Source organism: Enterococcus sp. DIV2371 (assembly GCF_050498525.1).
GTDB lineage: Bacteria > Bacillota > Bacilli > Lactobacillales > Enterococcaceae > Enterococcus_B > Enterococcus_B mangumiae.
Window position 1 is genome coordinate 3,007,327 of record NZ_JBIPAJ010000001.1, and the last position, 19,718, is coordinate 3,027,044.

At 38.9% G+C, this 19,718-nt stretch carries 12 protein-coding genes and 1 riboswitch; of the genes, 3 read left to right on the forward strand and 9 right to left on the reverse strand.

All coding sequences use genetic code 11. The features are described from left to right. Positions 1-30: 30 nt before the first annotated feature. Positions 31-2,070, reverse strand: coding sequence for a muramidase family protein (locus IGL24_RS14085; protein WP_207699337.1), 2,040 nt, complete (start codon positions 2,068-2,070; stop codon positions 31-33). A gap of 364 nt (positions 2,071-2,434) precedes the next feature. Between IGL24_RS14085 and IGL24_RS14090 the strand changes: the two genes are divergently transcribed. From IGL24_RS14090 to IGL24_RS14100, 3 genes are read left to right on the forward strand one after another with little or no spacing between them, the layout of a single operon-like run. Then, positions 2,435-3,091 (forward strand): phosphatase PAP2 family protein, encoded by a 657-nt coding sequence (locus tag IGL24_RS14090; protein WP_207699338.1) that lies wholly within the window; start codon positions 2,435-2,437, stop codon positions 3,089-3,091. Beyond that, a complete protein-coding gene (locus IGL24_RS14095; protein ID WP_207699339.1) occupies positions 3,091-4,053 on the forward strand; it encodes a TIGR01212 family radical SAM protein in 963 nt (320 codons plus the stop codon). The genes IGL24_RS14090 and IGL24_RS14095 overlap by 1 nt, the downstream gene beginning before the upstream one ends. Then, positions 4,047-4,622 carry a class I SAM-dependent methyltransferase gene (locus IGL24_RS14100; RefSeq protein ID WP_207115060.1) on the forward strand — a complete coding sequence of 192 codons (576 nt, stop codon included), beginning with the start codon at positions 4,047-4,049 and terminating at the stop codon, positions 4,620-4,622. The genes IGL24_RS14095 and IGL24_RS14100 overlap by 7 nt, the downstream gene beginning before the upstream one ends. A gap of 917 nt (positions 4,623-5,539) precedes the next feature. Here IGL24_RS14100 and IGL24_RS14105 read toward each other — a convergent pair. The 8 genes from IGL24_RS14105 to IGL24_RS14140 all read right to left on the reverse strand — a co-directional run bounded on the left by IGL24_RS14105 (position 5,540) and on the right by IGL24_RS14140 (position 19,548). Next, on the reverse strand, positions 5,540-5,995 hold the full coding sequence (locus IGL24_RS14105; RefSeq protein WP_207699340.1) for a DUF1801 domain-containing protein: 456 nt from the start codon (positions 5,993-5,995) through the stop codon (positions 5,540-5,542). Between the two features lie 210 nt (positions 5,996-6,205). After that, on the reverse strand, positions 6,206-7,975 hold the full coding sequence (locus IGL24_RS14110) for an ABC transporter ATP-binding protein (RefSeq protein ID WP_207699341.1): 1,770 nt from the start codon (positions 7,973-7,975) through the stop codon (positions 6,206-6,208). A 2-nt stretch (positions 7,976-7,977) separates the two neighbouring features. Further along, positions 7,978-9,690, reverse strand: a complete 1,713-nt coding sequence (locus IGL24_RS14115) for an ABC transporter ATP-binding protein (protein ID WP_206853782.1) — start codon at positions 9,688-9,690, stop codon at positions 7,978-7,980. Positions 9,691-10,020: 330 nt separating this feature from the next. After that, the gene (locus tag IGL24_RS14120; RefSeq protein WP_207699342.1) at positions 10,021-10,809 is read right to left on the reverse strand and encodes an alpha/beta hydrolase; all 789 of its coding nucleotides are present in this window, start codon (positions 10,807-10,809) and stop codon (positions 10,021-10,023) included. A gap of 57 nt (positions 10,810-10,866) precedes the next feature. Next, a complete protein-coding gene (locus IGL24_RS14125) occupies positions 10,867-12,345 on the reverse strand; it encodes an MDR family MFS transporter (protein WP_207699343.1) in 1,479 nt (492 codons plus the stop codon). A 186-nt stretch (positions 12,346-12,531) separates the two neighbouring features. Then, positions 12,532-13,725, reverse strand: a complete 1,194-nt coding sequence (gene metK, locus IGL24_RS14130; RefSeq protein ID WP_207699344.1) for a methionine adenosyltransferase — start codon at positions 13,723-13,725, stop codon at positions 12,532-12,534. Then, a riboswitch (SMK box riboswitch) is annotated at positions 13,723-13,802 on the reverse strand. (Overlaps the previous gene by 3 nt.) A 138-nt stretch (positions 13,803-13,940) precedes the next feature. Further along, a complete protein-coding gene (locus IGL24_RS14135; protein WP_207699345.1) occupies positions 13,941-16,745 on the reverse strand; it encodes a hypothetical protein in 2,805 nt (934 codons plus the stop codon). A 52-nt stretch (positions 16,746-16,797) separates the two neighbouring features. Next, the gene (locus tag IGL24_RS14140; RefSeq protein ID WP_207699346.1) at positions 16,798-19,548 is read right to left on the reverse strand and encodes a hypothetical protein; all 2,751 of its coding nucleotides are present in this window, start codon (positions 19,546-19,548) and stop codon (positions 16,798-16,800) included. Positions 19,549-19,718: the final 170 nt, after the last annotated feature.

Sequence of the window (19,718 nt, forward strand, 5' to 3'; positions counted from 1 at the left end):
ATCCTTCAACTATTATTTCAGTTGAAGCGATTATTTTGCAACGATCAAGCTTTGACCTGGGTAGATGAAGTTATTTTGGATGTTATTCCATTCGATCAATTGTGCCATTGTGATACCATGGCTATCTGCCACGCCCCAAACGGATTCTCCCGCTTTGACCGTATAACGTTTGCCCTCATTAGAAGTAGGCACTACTGTTGTATTGCCTTTTTTCACGATCACTTTTTGACCTGGATAAATGAAATTGTTTTTGATGTTGTTCCATTCGATCAATTGATCCATCGTGATTCCATGTTTATTGGCTACACCCCACACAGATTCACCGGCTTTAACTGTATAGATCGTATCACCAGACGTTGATGTGTTTGTCGTTGCTGACGTATTTGGTGTACTTGGTGTCGCTGTCGGTGTTGTCGTCGGCGTAGCCGCTGGTGTCGCTGTACTGCCACCTTTTACGATCAGTTTTTGACCTGGATAGATAAAGTTGTTTTTGATATTGTTCCATTCGATCAATTGGTTCATCGAAATACCGTTTTTATTGGCTACACTCCACACAGATTCTCCAGCTTTGACCGTATAAGTCCCTGAGCCTTGGCTTGCTGTATTTGATGTAGTTGTGTTGTTAGCAGGTGTTGAAGTTGTTGTATTCGTTGAAGCAGTACTTGAAGAACCGCCGTTTGAAACGACCAACTGCTGACCTGGATAAATAAAGTTATCCTTGATGTTGTTCCATTGGATCAACTGTGCCATTGAGATACCATGTGCATGGGAAACGCCCCAGACAGAATCCCCTGCTTTGACCGTATATCTTGCACCAGAAGCTGGAGTACCTGTACTTGGTGTTGACGGCGTTGACGGTGTTGTACTTGGTGTCGAAGGTGTGTTTACAGAAGCCCCACCATTTGAAACGATCAAGCTTTGGCCTGGATAAACAAAATTATTCTTGATATTGTTCCATTGGATCAATTGCGCCATTGAGATACCATGCGCATTTGAGATGCCCCAAACAGAGTCACCTGCTTTGACTGTATAACGTGTACCAGATGAATTGTTTGTTGTCGTTCCAGCAGAACTGCTACCTGCTGAAGTCGTATTGTTTCCTGAATTTGTTGTGGAAGATCCGCCAGCTGTTCCGCCTTTGATCGTCAATTTTTGTCCTGGATAAATAAAATTATTTTGGATATTATTCCATTCGATCAATTGTGCCATTGAGATGCCGTGTGCATTTGAGATGCCCCAAACTGAATCACCAGATTTGACTGTGTACGTCGTTGAACCAGTACTTGTACTTCCACCAGTACTTCCTGTGTTGGTACTTCCAGTGTTCGTGTTTCCTGTGTTCGTACTTCCTGTATTCCCTGGATTGATCGTATTGCCGCCGCCAGTAGTCGCTCCACCGCCTGCGTTTCCAGTTGCTGGTGTATCATATTTCGTCAAACCATACGTCATGATCAAATTGTTTAATTTTGTTGCATAGCTTGGGTCCGTCGCATAACGTCCTGTTAAGTAGGCAGTTGCATCCGTATAAGAACGTGTATTGCTCTTCCAAGCGCCCGCATAGTAGTAGCCATTACCAAATGAAGTATTTCTAAGTACATAGGCATTGTCACTAAAAGACTCTGCGAAAGAAGGATAACGACGGAATGGTTCTTTTTTCGTCACCCATTGGTTATTCAAGAATTCAAGCGTATCCATATAAACAGTTTGTCCTTGGTAGCTTCCTTTGATCCCAAATAAATTATGATACGGCGCACGTGATAATGTACTGCCTCCCCAACCACTTTCAACGACTGCTTGTGCGATCATCACTGAAGCGTATAGATCATTCGCATTAGCGATAGGTTGTGCAAATGTGGCAATTTCTGTGATAAATGCTGCGGTATTGATACGTGAATTCATTTGAATTGGCGTTTCATCAGCGTTTACAGCTACTGATTGTAGTACTGGTGCTACTGCTGAACAGCCAACCATTGCGGTTCCGACGATTGCCGCACTTCGCTTCACTTTACGGTAACGCTTTGCTTGTTCCAGACGTCTGCGTTCTTTTCGTCCTACTAATTCCTTTTGCATATACTATCCTCCGTATTTAATTACTATTATATATTCTTAACAATAATTATAACTTCTCTTAAAATTTATTAAAAGTTATTTAAGACTATTACGATGTTTTGTAATCTATATGTAATCTTTCGTAATTTTCCAGTTTTGCGCATTTGTTAACCCTTTATTTAAACGATATGAAGTTATTAAATTATATATGTCAATCTATTTTTAAAATTAAATATGTCAGTTATATTACTTTAGAGTTGCCATTACATTACAAGACGCATAACAAATCATTTTTCTTCTTCGATCTAGGTTCAAAGGAATAGAAAACTCTTGTTTTTCCTTCTTAAATAAATGCTATAATAATGGAGCATGAAGGAGGAATAAAATGAAATATAAAAAAGCCTTCCAAGTTTCAGCCGCAAGCTTTTTCTTGCTTTTTTTAGCTTTGAGTCTGCTTGTCTTATTTCGCGTTGAACGATTATCTGATTTTGATCAGACGTTGACCCATTGGATACGTATCCCTTATCCTGACTGGAATCCATTTCAGCGCTTTATCACGACATTTGGAAATGCCACAACGGTGATTTTAGTATTCGCTTTAGTTGCCTTTTGGCTATGGTTCAAGAAAAAAAGAAAAGAACTCTATTGGTTCGTCTTCAATTTTGTACTAGTTGCCGGGATCTTCAACCCACTGATCAAACTATTGGTGATGCGTGATCGCCCAAGTCTGCAACATTTAGTTGTCGAAACGACCTACAGTTACCCAAGTGGACATGCCGCCACGAGTATGATCTTATATGGCACCTTGATTTTTTTGATGCCTTCGTTGATCAAGACGAAAGAATGGGTTTGGATAATCCAAGTATTATTAGGCGTACTGATTGTAAGCATTGGCGCTAGTCGTGTGTATCTAGGGGTCCATTATCCGAGTGATATCCTTGGTGGATATAGCTTGAGTCTTTTCTGGTTATGCTTGTCTTATCCTTGGTATGTCCAACAACGTTTACCATTCATACATTCAAACAGAAAGAGGGATTACTAATGGATTTTCCTTATGCAGAAGGAAATAAACGATACCATTCGTGGAATTATGCGTTACGTCATGAGTTTGGTGGAAAAATTTTTAAAGTACCGATCGACGGTGGTTTTGATTGTCCCAATCGTGACGGTACAGTGGCTCATGGCGGATGTACGTTTTGTAGTGTTTCGGGATCTGGTGATATGATCGTTGCCCCAGAAGATCCCTTGCCTATCCAATTTCAAAAAGAAATCGATATGATGCACAAAAAATGGCCACAAGTGGACCAATACATCGTTTACTTTCAAAATTTCACGAACACACATGCACCTGTTGAAGTTATCCGTGAACGCTTTGAACAAGTCATCAACTTGCCTGGTGTCGTTGGTCTATCGATTGGTACCCGACCAGATTGCTTGCCTGATGAAGTCGTGGATTACTTAGCTGAACTAAATCAACGCTTGTACTTATGGGTAGAACTAGGGTTACAAACCACTTATGAAGAAACGTCTGAACGCATCAATCGAGCACATGATTACCAAACGTACCTTGACGGTGTAGCGAAACTACGGAAACACAACATACGCGTATGTACGCATTTGATCAACGGTTTACCGGGAGAATCATTGGATATGATGCGAGAAAATGTCCGACGAACAATCTTAGATTCTGATATCCAAGGCATCAAACTACACTTGATGCACTTGATGCGTAAAACAAAAATGTTACGTGACTATCATGAGGGAAGACTGCAATTGATGAGTCGAGCCGATTATGTATCGATCATTTGTGACCAGCTCGAAATGATTCCTCAAGAGATCATCATTCATCGATTGACTGGTGATGCTCCGTGGGATTCACTGGTCGGTCCAATGTGGAGTTTGAAGAAGTGGGAAGTCTTGAATGCGATCGATGAAGAAATGATTCGGCGCAATAGTTACCAAGGGAAATATGATATTCGAAAAGGAGTCAAAAGCGGATGTTGAAAACGGCACTGCATTTTAGTCATACGCTATTGGAAGAGATCATTCAACCGGGTGACCATGTGATTGATGCCACGATGGGCAATGGACACGATACTGTATTTCTTGCGGAAAAAGTTGGACGAACTGGTCAAGTGTATAGTTTTGATATCCAAAAACAAGCACTCGAAGCCACCCAGCAAAAATTGATAGAAAATGATCTGACGGAACGAGCAACCTTGTTTTTACAAGGACATGAAACTATCGCTGAGGTCATTCCTGAACAACAGCTAATCAAAGCCGGCATCTTCAACTTAGGCTATTTGCCTAAAAGTGATAAATCGATCATCACACTACCTGACACAACAAAAACAGCGATGAATGAGATCTTAAAACGACTCGTCCCACAAGGTCGCATGATCATTGTCGTTTATTATGGTCATGAAGGTGGCGAAGCAGAACTAGATATGGTCCAAAGTTTTTGCCAAGCATTACCCCAAGAACAATTCAACGTTTTGAATTATCAATTTATCAACCAAAAAAATAACCCACCGATCTTGTATTGTATCGAGAAAAAGAAAGTACGTAACTAACAAAACCGCCTTATCTTCTAGTGTGATAAAACTAAGAAGATAAGGCGTTTTTTGTTAGACGACCGTAGCCAGCGATTTCTTACTAGCTACTCACTTAATGGTTTTGTCCTATTATTTAAAAAAATATTGCTTTACCATGCGAATGATCAACACCGTAAAACCTACTGCTAGAACAAAACCGATAACTGCGATGACTATTCCTAAGATTCCCATGTTGTTCTCCTTACTGTGTTCTATGTATTATTTTTAGAGATAAAAACAAATGATATCCTCCTTGAATCGTATCATGTTGGATAGTTAGAAAAAGGTTTATTCAATTTTAGCATAAATCATGTTTCTTATTATATAAAAACGCCAACATCAAGGCTTCTTGAAAAAATCTAATGATTGTTTCATACTCTTTCTTCTAATGAATTTTGTCATTCACTCACGGCAATAAAATATAGCAAATTTCTAAAAAATTGAAAATTTCAAATGTGCTAAATAATATTGCTGTCTGCTACCCCGGCCTAATCAGGCAAGGGAAGGAGGTCGTAATCATGACTTTGTCCTTCGCAATCACGGCAGAAGTACGCGCTCATTGCATCTGCAAATGGCTGGATTGTAGAATTGCCAAAAAAGACAGCAAGCCTACCCGTTAATTCATATTGAAACGTAAAAGAAAACCACTAGCCCGCCAGCTAGTGGTTTTTGGTCGCAATATGAACCTGTTCTTTGTTGAGTTCACTATACCATAATACAATTCATATTCAAGCGTGTCTGTGTATTTAGAATGATCGTTCATCATCACTGATATCGATCAGATGATTACCAAGATGGACAATCACAAAATCTGTACAAACTTTGCTTGCTTAGCCATCACTTTTTTAATTCTTGCTTTCTGCGCTGTTTTAATGGGAAAGTAAATGCCTAAACAGTTACCTTCTCTTAGTATTCTTTGAAAATGTCACATAACTTTTTATCCACTCTTCCACACTTATCTTACGAACTAATTCTCCAATCAGGGAATAGGGAATATGTTTAGGATTACTGAAACGAATGCAACTTTTCCCCATATTTAGTTTCGTTGGAACCTGTTTTTTATATTCTTCATGAAACCAATTTAGTAGGTCTTTATTCCCTATCAATCCCATATGATAAAGCGAAAGATGATTTTTTTGAGCAGCCAGACTAATAAATGGTAAAGGCTCATACGTTCGATTCAGATACCCTTCAGGAAAAGTTTCTAACGGAACCACATACGTTGGCATCCCATACTGCATCTTCAAAACAAATCCCTCTGGTATATTTTTTTCTATGACCTTAGCTAATTCAAAATAGGCCTGCTGCCATTTACTTTCAATACTTTGGCTGTATTCTTCAAGTTCATCCATACGATTCTCCTTATCTAACTATTTTTTTGCTAGTCAGTTGGAACACTTTCTTATATTAAATCCAAATAAATAGCGGAAACAAAAGAGCCTCTTTAGAAAAAAGCTGGTAGCCACAAAAATCGGAAACCTAATTTCGTGGATACCAGCTTTAAAATCGAGGCTACATACTTCTATCTTGCCCCTGCTTGATTGTTTTAGTGAAACTTTGACTTACTCAAATACAAACTGATTATGATACAACTCCGCATAGAAGCCCTCTTCGGCTAATAATTGATGGTGGTTGCCTTCTTCGATCACTTTACCGTCTCGTAAAACAACGATACGATCGGCGTTCAGGATCGTCTTCAAGCGATGGGCGATCACAAAGCTTGTACGCCCTTTGATGGCTTCATCCATTGCTTTTTGGATTCTTGCCTCAGTCACTGTGTCCACGTTACTTGTTGCTTCATCTAAGATCAATAAGTCTGGATTCGTGATGATCGTGCGCGCAATACTGATCAATTGTTTTTGCCCTGTACTGAACAAGTTGTTTTCCTCTGAGACATGTGTTTCGTAGCCTTGTTCTAATGTTTGGATAAAGTCATGGATATTTGCTTGTTTGGCTGCATTGATGACTTCCTCGTCGGTCGCATCTGGTTTACCAAACACAATATTGTCTCGGATCGTACCTGAGAAGAGAACCGATTCTTGTAGCACGATGCCAACATGTCGACGCAATTCGTCCAAGTCATACTCACGAATATCTGTCCCATCAATGCTCACAGAACCACCGTTCACATCGTAGAAACGATTCAATAAGTTCATGATCGTCGTTTTACCTGAACCAGTTGGTCCAACTAAGGCAACCATCTCACCTTTATTGACGTCGATAGAGACATCATTTAACACTAGTTTTTCTGGACTATAACCAAAGTCAACGTTCGTCAATGATAAGCCTTTTTCAATACCTGTGAAGTTTTTACCATTCTGCGGTTTCACTTCATCTTTTTCATCAAACATTTCATTCAATCTTCGTGCTCCAGTGATCGCTAATTGGATCATGCTGTAACCTGAAGAAATCTGCATCAATGGTTGATAATATTGTTGTGAATATTGAACGAATGTAACCACTAGCCCTAATGCGACAGAACGTTCCAAGTCGCCGTTCAAGGCTAACCAACCACCAAAGAAAATCACGATGGCTGTGTTGACTAAAGACATGCCTTGCATCATTGGAAAGAGCAAGCCTGAATACGCTTGTCCTTTAAACGTTGCTTCACGAACGGTTTTATTGTGCGCTAAGAAACCTTCGATCGTTTCGTCTTGAAGTCCGTTTGTGATGATCACACGTTGCCCACTGATTTTTTCATCCATATAACCATTCAATTTACCGACTTCATCTTGTTGGATGTCGACATATTTACGGGCTTTTTGGATAACAAGTACAGCAATCAAAATCGCTACTGGTGTCGAAGCAATCGTTGCCCAAGCGAGTTGGACATTTTGTCTGAACATCATGATCAAGATCCCCACTAATAAAACAGCATTTGTGATCACTTGAAGAAGTGCTTGGTTCAAACTGTTTTGGATATTATCCAAGTCACTCGTAAAACGGCTAAGAATCTCACCATCTTGATGCGAATCAAAAAAGCGGATCGTTAATTTTTCTAGTTTATTGAATAATCCAACACGCATACGGTTCGTCGATTTTCCGACGACTTGTGTAAATAAGATACTATAAATAAAGTTCGCTGCACTGGCTAAGACATAGAACATCAAGAGTTTCCAAATAATTGAAAGGAAACTACTTTTATCATCTACGCCTTGCATCAAGGCACCGATGTAATTCGCTAATTCCTGGAAGGCTTCCCCAATATATTGAGGTGCTTTCACTTGTAAGTACGTTGCTGCAATCACCGTAAGAAAGATAAAGAAGAAGGAAACCTTGTACCGCTTCAAATAATGATAGAAAAACTTACTTGCTTTGATCAAATCAGTCATGGCTACTCCTCCGTTCCTTTTTGTGTTTCAAAAATCTCTTGATATACTTGATTGTTGGCAACGAGTTCTTCGTGTGTTCCTTCACCCACTAATTTTCCTTCATCTAAGACTAAGATGCGGTCTGCTTTGACAACAGAAGCAATTTTTTGGGCGATAACAATCGTTGTCGTTTCTTTCAACTCACGATCAAGCGCTTCTCGAACTAGTTTTTCAGAACGAGCATCCAATGCACTGGTACTGTCATCAAGAATCAAAATCTTAGGCTGCCCAATGACACCACGTGTAATCGATAAACGTTGTTTTTGTCCACCAGAAAAGTTGCTGCTTCGCTCTTCGACTGGTGCTTCATAACGATCTGCTAACTTTTCGATAAACTCTTTCGCTTGCGCAATCGAAGAAGCATTCTCCATATCTTTTTCTGTCGCATTCTTATTGCCTTGTCGTAAATTCTGCGCAATCGTTCCTGAGAAAAGAATGGCTTTTTGTAAAACAAACGAAACAGTTTTTCTTAAACTATGTTCGTTCACTTGGCGTAGATCGACACCACCAACTTCTACTTTCCCTTCCGTTGGATCGAACAATCGTGGAATCAATTGTGCTAAGGTTGATTTTCCAGCACCTGTGGCACCAACGATACCAACCATTTCACCAGGTTCGATCGAAAAAGTGATATTTTTGAGTGTATCTGCATCATCTCCAGGGTAACGGAAAGATACATTTTCAAAACGAACAGAACCAGTTAATTCTTGTTCAGGTACATCTAAATAAGTTAAGTCGGGTTCAGTATCTAAGATCTCTTTGATCCGTTTTAATGAAACCGCAGCTCTGGAAGTCATCATCATCATCATTCCACCAATGATGATCGCCATCATGATCTGCATCAAATAGTTCATAAATGAAGCAATACCGCCAATCAAAGTCGGATCATCTTTTGCAAGATCACTCACGAAAAAGATTGCCCCTACTACCGCTAAGTTCGCGGCTAACATGAAAGATGGAATCATTACTGAAAATAATGTACCAACAATGATGTTATGCTTCGTTAAATCTTCACTGACTTTGCTAAATTCTTTTAATTGATTTTCTTCTTGGACAAACGATTTGACGACACGAATGCCCATTAGGTTTTCTTTTGCGATGCTATTTACTTTATCGATCAATTTTTGGATGATCATAAAGTGCTTGCCCATACGTGTAAAGGATAGCGCTGTGATCAACAAGACCGCAACGATCAAAAGAACGATGATCCACCACAATTGAGGCATCGTTGTCATCGCAAGAATAAATGCGCCAATAAACAGAAATGGGATACGGAACAATGATTGTAAGGAAATCATGACTAAGTTTTGGATCTGAGTAATATCATTCGTCAAACGTACTACTAGATTTCCAGCAGAAAACTGTTCGATATTCCCAAACGAAAATGTTTGGATCTTACGGAATGCTTCCTCTCTGATATCTGCACTGACACCTTGAGCGACCTTAGCAGAAAATATCGTATTCGTGACCCCAGCTGCTAAACCTAGGAGTGCTAAACTAATCAAAGAAATGCCGATTGATCGCATTTCGTCGCTGTCTTCGGTGATGATTGCTTCTAGTACTTGTTGTAACAACTTAGGTTGCCATAATGCGGCTGTCACCATCAGTGCGACAGAAAGCAAAGAAACAAAAACAGCCAATCGATAGTTTTTTGCATGTTTTAAAATAAGCTTCATATTTGTGACTTACACCTCTCTTTTATTAGAATAAACCGACCTATTTTATAATGAGTAAAAATTAGACCGACTAACAATTTACCATGTTTAAAAAAAGAAATCAACCTGTAATTTTAAAACGCTGGAACTACTTTTATGATAGACAGAAAGTTTGAAGCACCTGTTTTTAAATCTCCTTTACTCCCTTCCTGATTTTTCTCTCTGACACCATAAAAGGTACGTTATCGAATTTCTCTTTATTATCCATATGTCCAATAAATTTAGCACCAATTTTGCTCGAATCCACAAAAAAAGAAGTGACCATTTTTGGTCACTTCGATAATCTTTTTCCTATTCTTTATTGAACAACCATGCGAGTGCTCGTTGAATCCATTGATCCCAGAAAATCCAATCGTGGTCACCGGGCCCATGTTCGAATGTCACATCGATGTTGTTTTCTTTTAATGTCTCGGCCATCTCTTGATTCGCTTGATAAAGAAAATCTGATTCTCCACAAGCGAGATAGATGCGTGGCGCTTCTTTGCCGCTACTTGCTAATGTTTCGACAAGATAGGTTGGATCATTGACTGAACCTTGAATACGATCTAATGGTCCAAAGATCCCTTCCCAGAATTTCGCTTGACGGATCATTAGTAGATCTTCCATTCGATTGCCTACCGACACAGCACCAGATAGAGAAATGATCGCTGCAAACTGTTCCGCTTTCGCTAAACCGAGTTTCAATGCGCCGTAGCCACCCATAGAAAGCCCAGCTGCATATGTTTTTTCGCGCTTCGTCGTTAACTGCGGGAATAACTCATGACAGATCTCTGGTAGTTCTTCTGAAATGAAGGTCCAGTAGTTCATGTCGTAAGTCGTGTCCGTGTACCAGCCTAAATCAGTCGATGGCATGATGACAGCCAATCCATAATCTGCCGCATATCGCTCAATCGAAGTTCGACGTTCCCATACGCTATGGTTGCCCCCCATCCCATGTAACAAATAAAGCACAGGAACGTCTGTCGTATTTGCTAACGAGCTTGTTCCAATCACTTTTTTCGTTGTCTGAGGTAAGATCACATTTAGATTTACTTCCATCTCTAACACATTTGAATAAACATTTGCTTGGATAAATGCCATATGAATGTCGCCTTCTTTACTTTATTCAGATCATTTTTCTGATTACGATCTGTCAATTTACTTGTATTCTCTTATTGTAGCATTTTTTTGTCGGATTAAAAATGTCAAGCCTAGCGCAAGAACGACTAACAGTAAGCCCACTAGATAGACTTGGTGTAGCCCATGATACAAAATCTCTCGTAATGGCGTTAATATTTCTGTATCGATCAATTTTGCTGTTTGCGGATTGACTAGTTTGTTCATGATATCCGGATCGTCGGTCAATTGGCTGGCAGCTAGTTCGGCTTGTGTGACTCGATTGATCAACAACCCAAAAACAGCAACCATCACTGTTTGACCGATCGTACGCACTAGCGTATTGAATGAGGTAGCGACTCCTAGTTGTTCTGAAGGCACACTGTTTTGCGCACTGACAGTAGATGTCGTCATCGTAATCCCTAATCCAACACCAATAACGGTTGAAATCAAGAAAAACCATAAGAAGTTACTTTGAAAAGGCATCAACCAAAGTCCTGCGCCGCCGATGATCGTAATGAGCAACCCGATGCGTAATACTTTGTAAGTCGTCATCTGAGTCATCCACTTACTTGCTAAGAATGAACCGACCATCCACACCAGTGAAAGTGGTGCTAAGACTAACCCACCGATTGCCGCATTTAGCCCTAATACCCCTTGCATCCACATTGGGATATAAACATCGATCCCCATTAAAAAGCCACTAGCTAAAGCAGCCGCTGCATTCACGACGACAAATAGCGGATTTCGGAATAGATCGAGCATAATGACCGGATCTTTTGCCTTTTTCTCCACAGATAAGAATAGGAAAAAGCAAAGAACACTACCAACTAATAACGCCAACACAAATGGAGTCAGCCCCTGATCACCGAGTAATTGAAACCCTAATAAAAGTAACACCAACATGAACATCAAGCTAAAGCTGCCTTTCAGATCCATTGGTTTTGCTTCACGCGTTGTTTTTGGTTCATTGAGGTAGAACCAGATCAACGCCATTAGTAACAAACCAATCGGCACATTGATAAAGAAAATCCAATGCCAGCTCAACGCTTCAACAATAAAGCCACCAGCTAAAGGACCAAACACGCTGGCAATGCCCCATGCTGAACTATTTAGCCCTAATACTTTTGCCCTTTTTTCAATCGTATAAAGATCGCCAATGATCGTCAATGCGACTGGCATCATTGCGCCTGCGCCCATTCCTTGGATTGCACGGGAAATGATCAAACCGATCATCGATTGGGAAAGTCCACAAAAGAGCGAACCAATAATAAATAATAGCGTACCAAAAATAAAAATTGGTTTTCTGCCAACTTTATCTGCAAGTTTCCCATAGATCGGTGTCAACATCGCATTCGTTAATAGATAAATCGAGAATACCCAGTTCATCATTTCCATTCCGTGCAGTGATCCAACGATCGTTGGCATCGCAGTCGTTACGATCGTTCCTTCAATGGCGGTCATAAACGTAGCGATAAACACACAGATCGTTACGACTGTCACGTTTGTTTTTCTTTCCATTTTTACGCTCACTCCCTTTTAGTCCCTAAAATCATTCAAAACGTAGCATCCGCCTCGAAAGCTTCGGCTCGAATAAAAAAGCCAACATATCCTGAAAGTAGCATCAGCTACTTTCGAATATCCCGGCTTACTGGTCTACATTTGATGCTTCTCACACTCAGCGAGTGCGTTCAATTCAAATATAAATTATTTAGCTAAACTAGCTTTTAGTGCATCTACTTTATCTGTTTTTTCCCATGGTAAGTCAACATCTGTACGACCAAAGTGTCCATATGCAGCTGTTTGCTTGTAGATTGGACGACGCAAATCGAGCATTTCAATGATGCCCGCAGGACGTAGATCGAAGTTTTCTCTTACCGCAGCAATCAATGCTTCTTCTGGCACTTCTGAAGTTCCAAATGTATTGATCGAGATGGAAACAGGTTGCGCCACACCGATAGCATAGGCTAATTGGACTTCTACTTTGCGAGCAAGTCCTGCTGCTACGATATTTTTTGCAATGTAGCGTGCCGCATAACTTGCTGAACGGTCCACTTTTGTTGCATCCTTACCAGAAAACGCACCGCCACCATGACGAGCATAGCCGCCATATGTGTCAACGATGATTTTTCGTCCAGTCAATCCAGCATCCCCTTGAGGTCCGCCGATCACAAAACGTCCAGTAGGATTGATATAATATTTTGTTTGCTCATCAAGAAGCTCTGAAGGAATAACTTCTTTGATCACTTTTTCAATGACGTCCTGACGAATCGTATCGTTATCAACCGCATCATCATGCTGTGTCGAAATGACGATCGTATCAACTCGTTCTGGTTCCCCTTGATTGTTGTATTCAACTGTTACTTGTGACTTCGCATCTGGACGTAAATAAGTTAACTCTTTTGATTTACGCAGTTCAGCTAAACGACGTACTAAACGATGACTTAATGCAATTGGTAAAGGCATTAATTCCGGTGTTTCGTCTACCGCAAAACCAAACATCAAACCTTGGTCACCCGCACCGATCTCATCGAGTAAATCTCTTTCTTTTTCGTCACGAATCTCAAGTGCTTCATCGACTCCTTGAGCGATATCTGGTGACTGCTCGTCAATTGCTGCCAATACTGCCACAGTATCACCGTCAAAGCCAAATTTTGCACGAGTATAGCCGATTTCTTTTACTGTTTCACGTACTACTTTTTGGATATCTACGTAAGCTGTCGTAGAGATTTCTCCAAATACTAAGACAAGTCCTGTCGTTACAGAAGTCTCGCAAGCTACTCTTGCATTTGGATCTTGTTCTAAAATCGCATCTAAAATCGCATCACTGATTTGATCAGCGACCTTATCCGGATGTCCTTCTGAAACAGATTCTGATGTAAATAAATGTCTTTCTACCATAATATGATTCCCCCTAGTTAAATTCGGTTACAAGGCATCTCCGTTCGTACGGATCCTCTCGGGAACTTGCAACGAGTCAAGTATAGCAGATAAACCGATTTTACGCTCGTTTTTTTGTTACTTTTTAGAAAAAAGAGAAAGTTTTGTATATGTAAAAAATAAGCGATCGCCTACTTCAGAAACAGGAAGCATAAGAAGTGCTTACCTTTGATTTTCTATTGTCTTTTCAGTTCATAGACTGCTGGCTTTCTCGCTAAATCTTTGCTGATTACTTGTGCATGCTGTTTGACATGAGCAAGCACCGAAGAGAGTTTATTTTTTTGTGATGAACAAACCGCTAGTTGTTCAGAATTAGCTGGAAGTGGGTGCGCGGTTTGCGTACTCCTGTGATGATAAGAAAATGGAACCCATTGTTGATTGATCTGAGTTGATTTCTCAGAAAATATATCAAGCTGTTTCTTTTTATCGCGGTACTTGATTTCCTCCTGGATGTCCTTTCTTTTTTCTTGGAGACCTATAATCAAAGAACTTGTGATCTTTTCAGCTATCGGGATCTGGATGTATGCTTTTCGCTCTCTTGTCAATTGTATTTCTTGTCTGATTCTTTCATGCGCATCATGTAAATCTGCTAACTCAACTTGTCTTAGCTTCCCTTGATATAATTGCCCTAGCGGATCAACTACTTCTAAAATCACCTCTTTAATATGCGAATTTAACACACTCGGAATATATCCGCCATTGTTCAGGATCACCTTGATATACGGGTCATTTGCATGTAATAGATAGACATTTTGGTACCATTCATCTTTTTGGTTAGCGAAAACCTCATGTTTGATTTTGCTATAGGAATATTTCCTATATAGATAAAAGCTCAAAACATAATCATACTGTTGATTCCAGTCGGGATTATCACCTTTGAGTGCATGAACAAACATTCTCTTCATCTCTAACGTTGGATACGGGTGCTGACTATTCCATTTTGGTGTGATTTTAGGTCGATGGGGCAATTCAAACAGCGAGTGATTGCAATTGAACAGGATGATTCTTAAAGTCGTTTCGATTTGACTGACCACATGATTATCAGACATTGGTCGTGCTAATTGGATCGCAGGGATCTTTTGGAACGGATGAGAAAGAGCTTCGATTTTTATGAGTGTCTCATATGGACGAAAATTAAGTAAATCTCGTGTCGAAAAGAGTACATTACTTAACTCTTCTACTTTCATTGCTGAGAGCTGAACATAAGACACAGAACCAGCACCAATCACTTTTTCTTTGTCCACTTGCATCACGACAAATTGCCCGCCTCTTTTATAGACCGTTAGACCACAGACGTACCCAAGTTCATCAGGATCTGGGAAAAAATAACTCGTCGGAAAAAGCAGAAAATCTGTTGGATCATTATTTCTCAGATTCTCTAAAACAAACTTTAAATCATTCGGCTGATCCAAACGATACAAGTCAATTGTCCGCTCCAAAGAACGAATGATTTTCGCTTGTCTTTTTTTATCGATGAAAAAGCTATCTTGGTCATTTTTGATCATTTTGATATAAGTTGAAACCAACAGTTCGTAATTTTCTGGTGACACACAAAAGTTGTTAGATGATTTTAGTGATAAAGCCAAAGCTAACATGTCGATTCTTCTTGCAAACTCAACGATTTGGTTTTCTTCAATCTGCACTGGTTGTAAAAAATGAGCGTTGCTTGTCGGTAACCACTGCTCTGTAAATTGAGCGAATCCTTTCGCTTCATGTGAGATTTTAAATTCATTCTTTCTTACCTCAGCACGTCTTTTTAATTCGTCGAAGTTTTCTTCAAAACGGTCTTCCAGTCCTGAAAGTAGCCACTGATTCATTTTTTTTGCCACTGGGATCTCAGTTAGAACTAATCGCTCTTCGATAATCGAAAGCAAACAGCCATCAAATTTAAGCATCCGTATCAGTTCCTCCTCATCCACATCTTCAAGCGCCACCTGATACAATTCACTTAATGGTTCAACTGCCTTTTCGAGTTTTTTTACTAATTCTGTTTCATCTAAAATCGGCGGATTTCCATTACTATTCTGCAGTTCGTTGATATACGGGTCCATTTCAAAAACTGTCTGAATGAGGTTATACCACTGATAGGTCGATCGATTGATATGTAAGAGTGAGTTTTGTGTAGAATGCCCTTTTCGGTATAAATAATAATCGAAGATATAATCAAACTGGACATTCCATTCTGGATTCGCTACTTTGAGTACTTCCAAAAATCTTAGACGCATTTCTAACGTCGAATCGGCATGGAACAAGTTCCATTTTGGTATCACTACTTCATCTACTTCAAACGAGAATAAATCTACTTTACAGTTGAACAAGGCGACTTTCAAAGCTGCTTCGATTTCGCTAACTACACAGTTACCTATCATTTGTCCTTTCATTTCGATCATCGGAAGACGTTGAAATTCTCCAGCAATCGTTTCGATTTTTTTCAGTACACTAAAAGCACCAGATTCGATACGATCCCGGGAAAAAAGGAGGAGTTCACTTAATAGCTCCATGTTCGTCATAGGTATCTCCACATAAGAAACAGTAGATTCTTTAAAGTATTTTTCTTTATCGACATGAATCATAAGCAAATGATCATTTTTTTTGTAGAAAATCAAAGTAGCTAAATGACGAGGCGGTCGTTCCTCTTCATTCACACAAAAACAAACGGGGAAAAGAAGAAAATCTGTTGGTTCGTCCGCCTTCAAATCGATGAATAATTCTTGTATTTCCTCGGCTTTATCCAGTTGATAGATTTGCTCCGAGCGCTCTAATGATGCAACAATATCCGGTTGCCGTTTACTATCAATAAAAAAATCATCTTGATCATTTTGGATCATTTTTTTAAACAGCGAAAAAATCAATTCAAAGTCTGCATGGTTGATTTCACGATCATTTGCTTTTAAGGATAGGATCATAGAAAGTATGTCTAGTCTTTGTTTGAAATCATTCTCCCCTGTGGTGCTTTCTTCTGAATTTTCTTCGTTAACCATGTTTCCCTCCAAAATAGCTATTTTATAATCATAAATGAACTTTCTATTGCGCTTACTTTACAAGACAATCCTTTTTATTTAATCTTACATTGTTTTCTGCATCTTGCCTTTCAGATGCAGCTAATCGTTTCACCCGCTCACACGCTAAAGAAAAATGACTTTTCGCTCCCTCTCTTGCTGGCTTCTGTATGTTCTCTTTAGCTAGTGATTGATTGTGTAGTTGCTGACTAGATCTCTTTTGTTCGAGGTTGATACGTCGACGGATCTCACTTTCGATTTCAACATTCTTTGCTTTTATGCAAGCCATATAATAATCTCCAATTGCGATTGCGATAGGGATTTTGAGATACGGATGTCTCGCTTGTAACAATTCCACTTCAAGTGTATTAGCAGCCAATACTCGATACAATTCAAATAACTCGACTGTACTGATTTCTCTGTTCAACAAGATACCTGTTGGTCCTATTAGTTTGTTGATTTTTTCTTTTAAACGCTGATCAAACTCAGCTGGAATCTTTCCACCATTATTCCATATTTCTAAAATGTAAAAATCGTTACGAAACAAATGACGTATGTTTGTATACCAAGGATTTTTGTTTATCAGCGCTTCTGCTTCTCCCCAGTGTCTCGATTTTTGTTTTCGAAGAAGATAATAAGCAAACACATGATCAAGATTTTTATTCCAATCTTGGTTTGGCCCTTTCATTGCAGCAAGGAATCGTTTCTTCATCTCTAACGCTGCTATTTCCTGCATCCTCATATTCCATTTAGGCGTAACTATTTCAGAGGGGTCCAAACGAAAGATATCTTGCTTACAATTGAATAGGATCATCTTCAAAGTACTTTCGATTTCAATAATCGTACAATTACCAGTTGTTTGACGCGCTAGTTTTATTGAGGGAATTGCTTTGAAGTTATGAGAAATTGCTTCGATATTTTTTAATATGCCATATGGCTTTAAATCATAATAATTTTTTTTAGAGAGCAGTATTTGACTCAGATCCTTGATTTTTCTCTCTAGGACCTTTACATAAGAGACCGCACCACGACCAAAAAACTGCTCTTTATCTACTTGTAGAACAACAAACTCATTATCTCTTTTATAAACTACCAAACCAATCGCATGACCACTTTTTTTGGGGTCTAATAGTTGAAATCTAGTTGGTAAAAGCACAAAGTCTGTAGGATCATTATTGCGCAGTTTTTCAAACATGTTTTGTAAATATTTTACCTTCTTTAGTTCGTAAACCTCTGTCGTCCGTTTTAATGATTGAACAATATTTGATTTTCTTTTTTTATCAATAAAAAAACTATCTTGATCATTTTCTAGCATTTTAATATAGGTCGGAATCAATAATTTATACATTCCCGGAAAAAAATGACCATTATTATTTGGTTTGAGCGACAAAACTAAAGCCAACATATCTAGCCTTTTTTTTAAATCATATATTTCACTTTGATTTATACTCTCTTTTTTGAAGAGTTTATTGATACTTGTTGGCGCAATATTCGATACCCGCTTCATTAGCCAATGACTATTACTTCCCAGATTAATTTTTTTTCTTTCACGGAAGACACGTTGCTTTATCTCTCTATTTACCTCTTGGTACCGTTCTTCCAATCGTAAAAGGCTTCGTTGATTCATTTCTTTTACTTGAGGATTCTTGATCATCGCCAAGCGATCTTCATACATTGTGATCAATATCCCATCAAGATAGAGGCTATCTTTCAGTTCATGACTATCAACTTGTTTAAGCTTTTTTCCATACAGTACTTCCATTGGCTTGACAGCCCACTCAACCGTTTTTTGGAGTTGCTCTTCATCCATCGCATTGATTTGTCCATTACTACTCTCCAATACATGAATGTAAGGATCATTTGCGAAAGCATGCTGAATCGTCCTGTCCCACCATTCACGATTACTAAGATCAGGTAAAAATTCATTGATTTTACTCTTTCCTGTACGATATAAATAGAAGTCAAAAATGTAATCAAACGGTTCATTCCACACTTTATTCTCACTTTTCACAGCTTCAAGAAACCTCTTACGCATTTCTATAAATGCATCAGTAACTTTATTGTTCCATAAAGGTATGATCTTTTCATTAGTATCTAACGAAAACATATCTGAACCACAGTGGAATAATGCCACCTTTAAAGCATCCTCTACTGCACTGATTTTACCATCTATCCCTTGCATCGGCATATTCAAAGGAGGAATTCCTTTAAATCCAGTTGACATCAATTCGATATCTTTGAATAGAGAGAATGCGCCCGGATTTAATACATTCCACTCATGAGAAATCAACTTGCTTAAGTCTGCTATTTTTGTTTCCGGAATCCTAGCATAAGATACCTGTCCTATCTCAAACTGATCTTTACGATCTACGTAGACCACAAATAAATCATTTTCTTTTTTATAGAGAAGCAATCCACAATAGTAAGGTGACATTTCCCCCTGTTGATCTAGCCTGTTCAAATTTGGGATAAGCATGAAATCTGTTGGGTCATTATTTGTCATTTTATCAAAAGCTTTCTGTAAAAAGGTTGAATCATTGGTGTTATAAAAAGCCATCGATCGTTTGAGCGACTCAATCACTTTTCCTTGCTTTTCTTTGGCAATAAAGAACTGGTCTTTATCATTCTCAAACATTTTTATATAAGTTGAATACAATGCCTTATAAAACTCTGGCGAAGCAACCCGTTGGTTACTTTCTTTTAGCGAGAGTGCTAAAGTTAATATCTCCAGTTTTTGGTTAAATTCATTTTTACTATTATCTTTCAGCGTTTCTTCTATCTCCATTATTTTTCTCCTATAATCAATATTTTTACTATTCTCAAAGCCACATATGCATATGATCCAACACCTAAATTGGAAAGATGATTGTTAGCTTTGCCGGGCTACGCTCGGTCAAAACGTCTATTTCTAGTATAGTGATTACTACCATAAAACTTACCCATTTATTTTGAAAT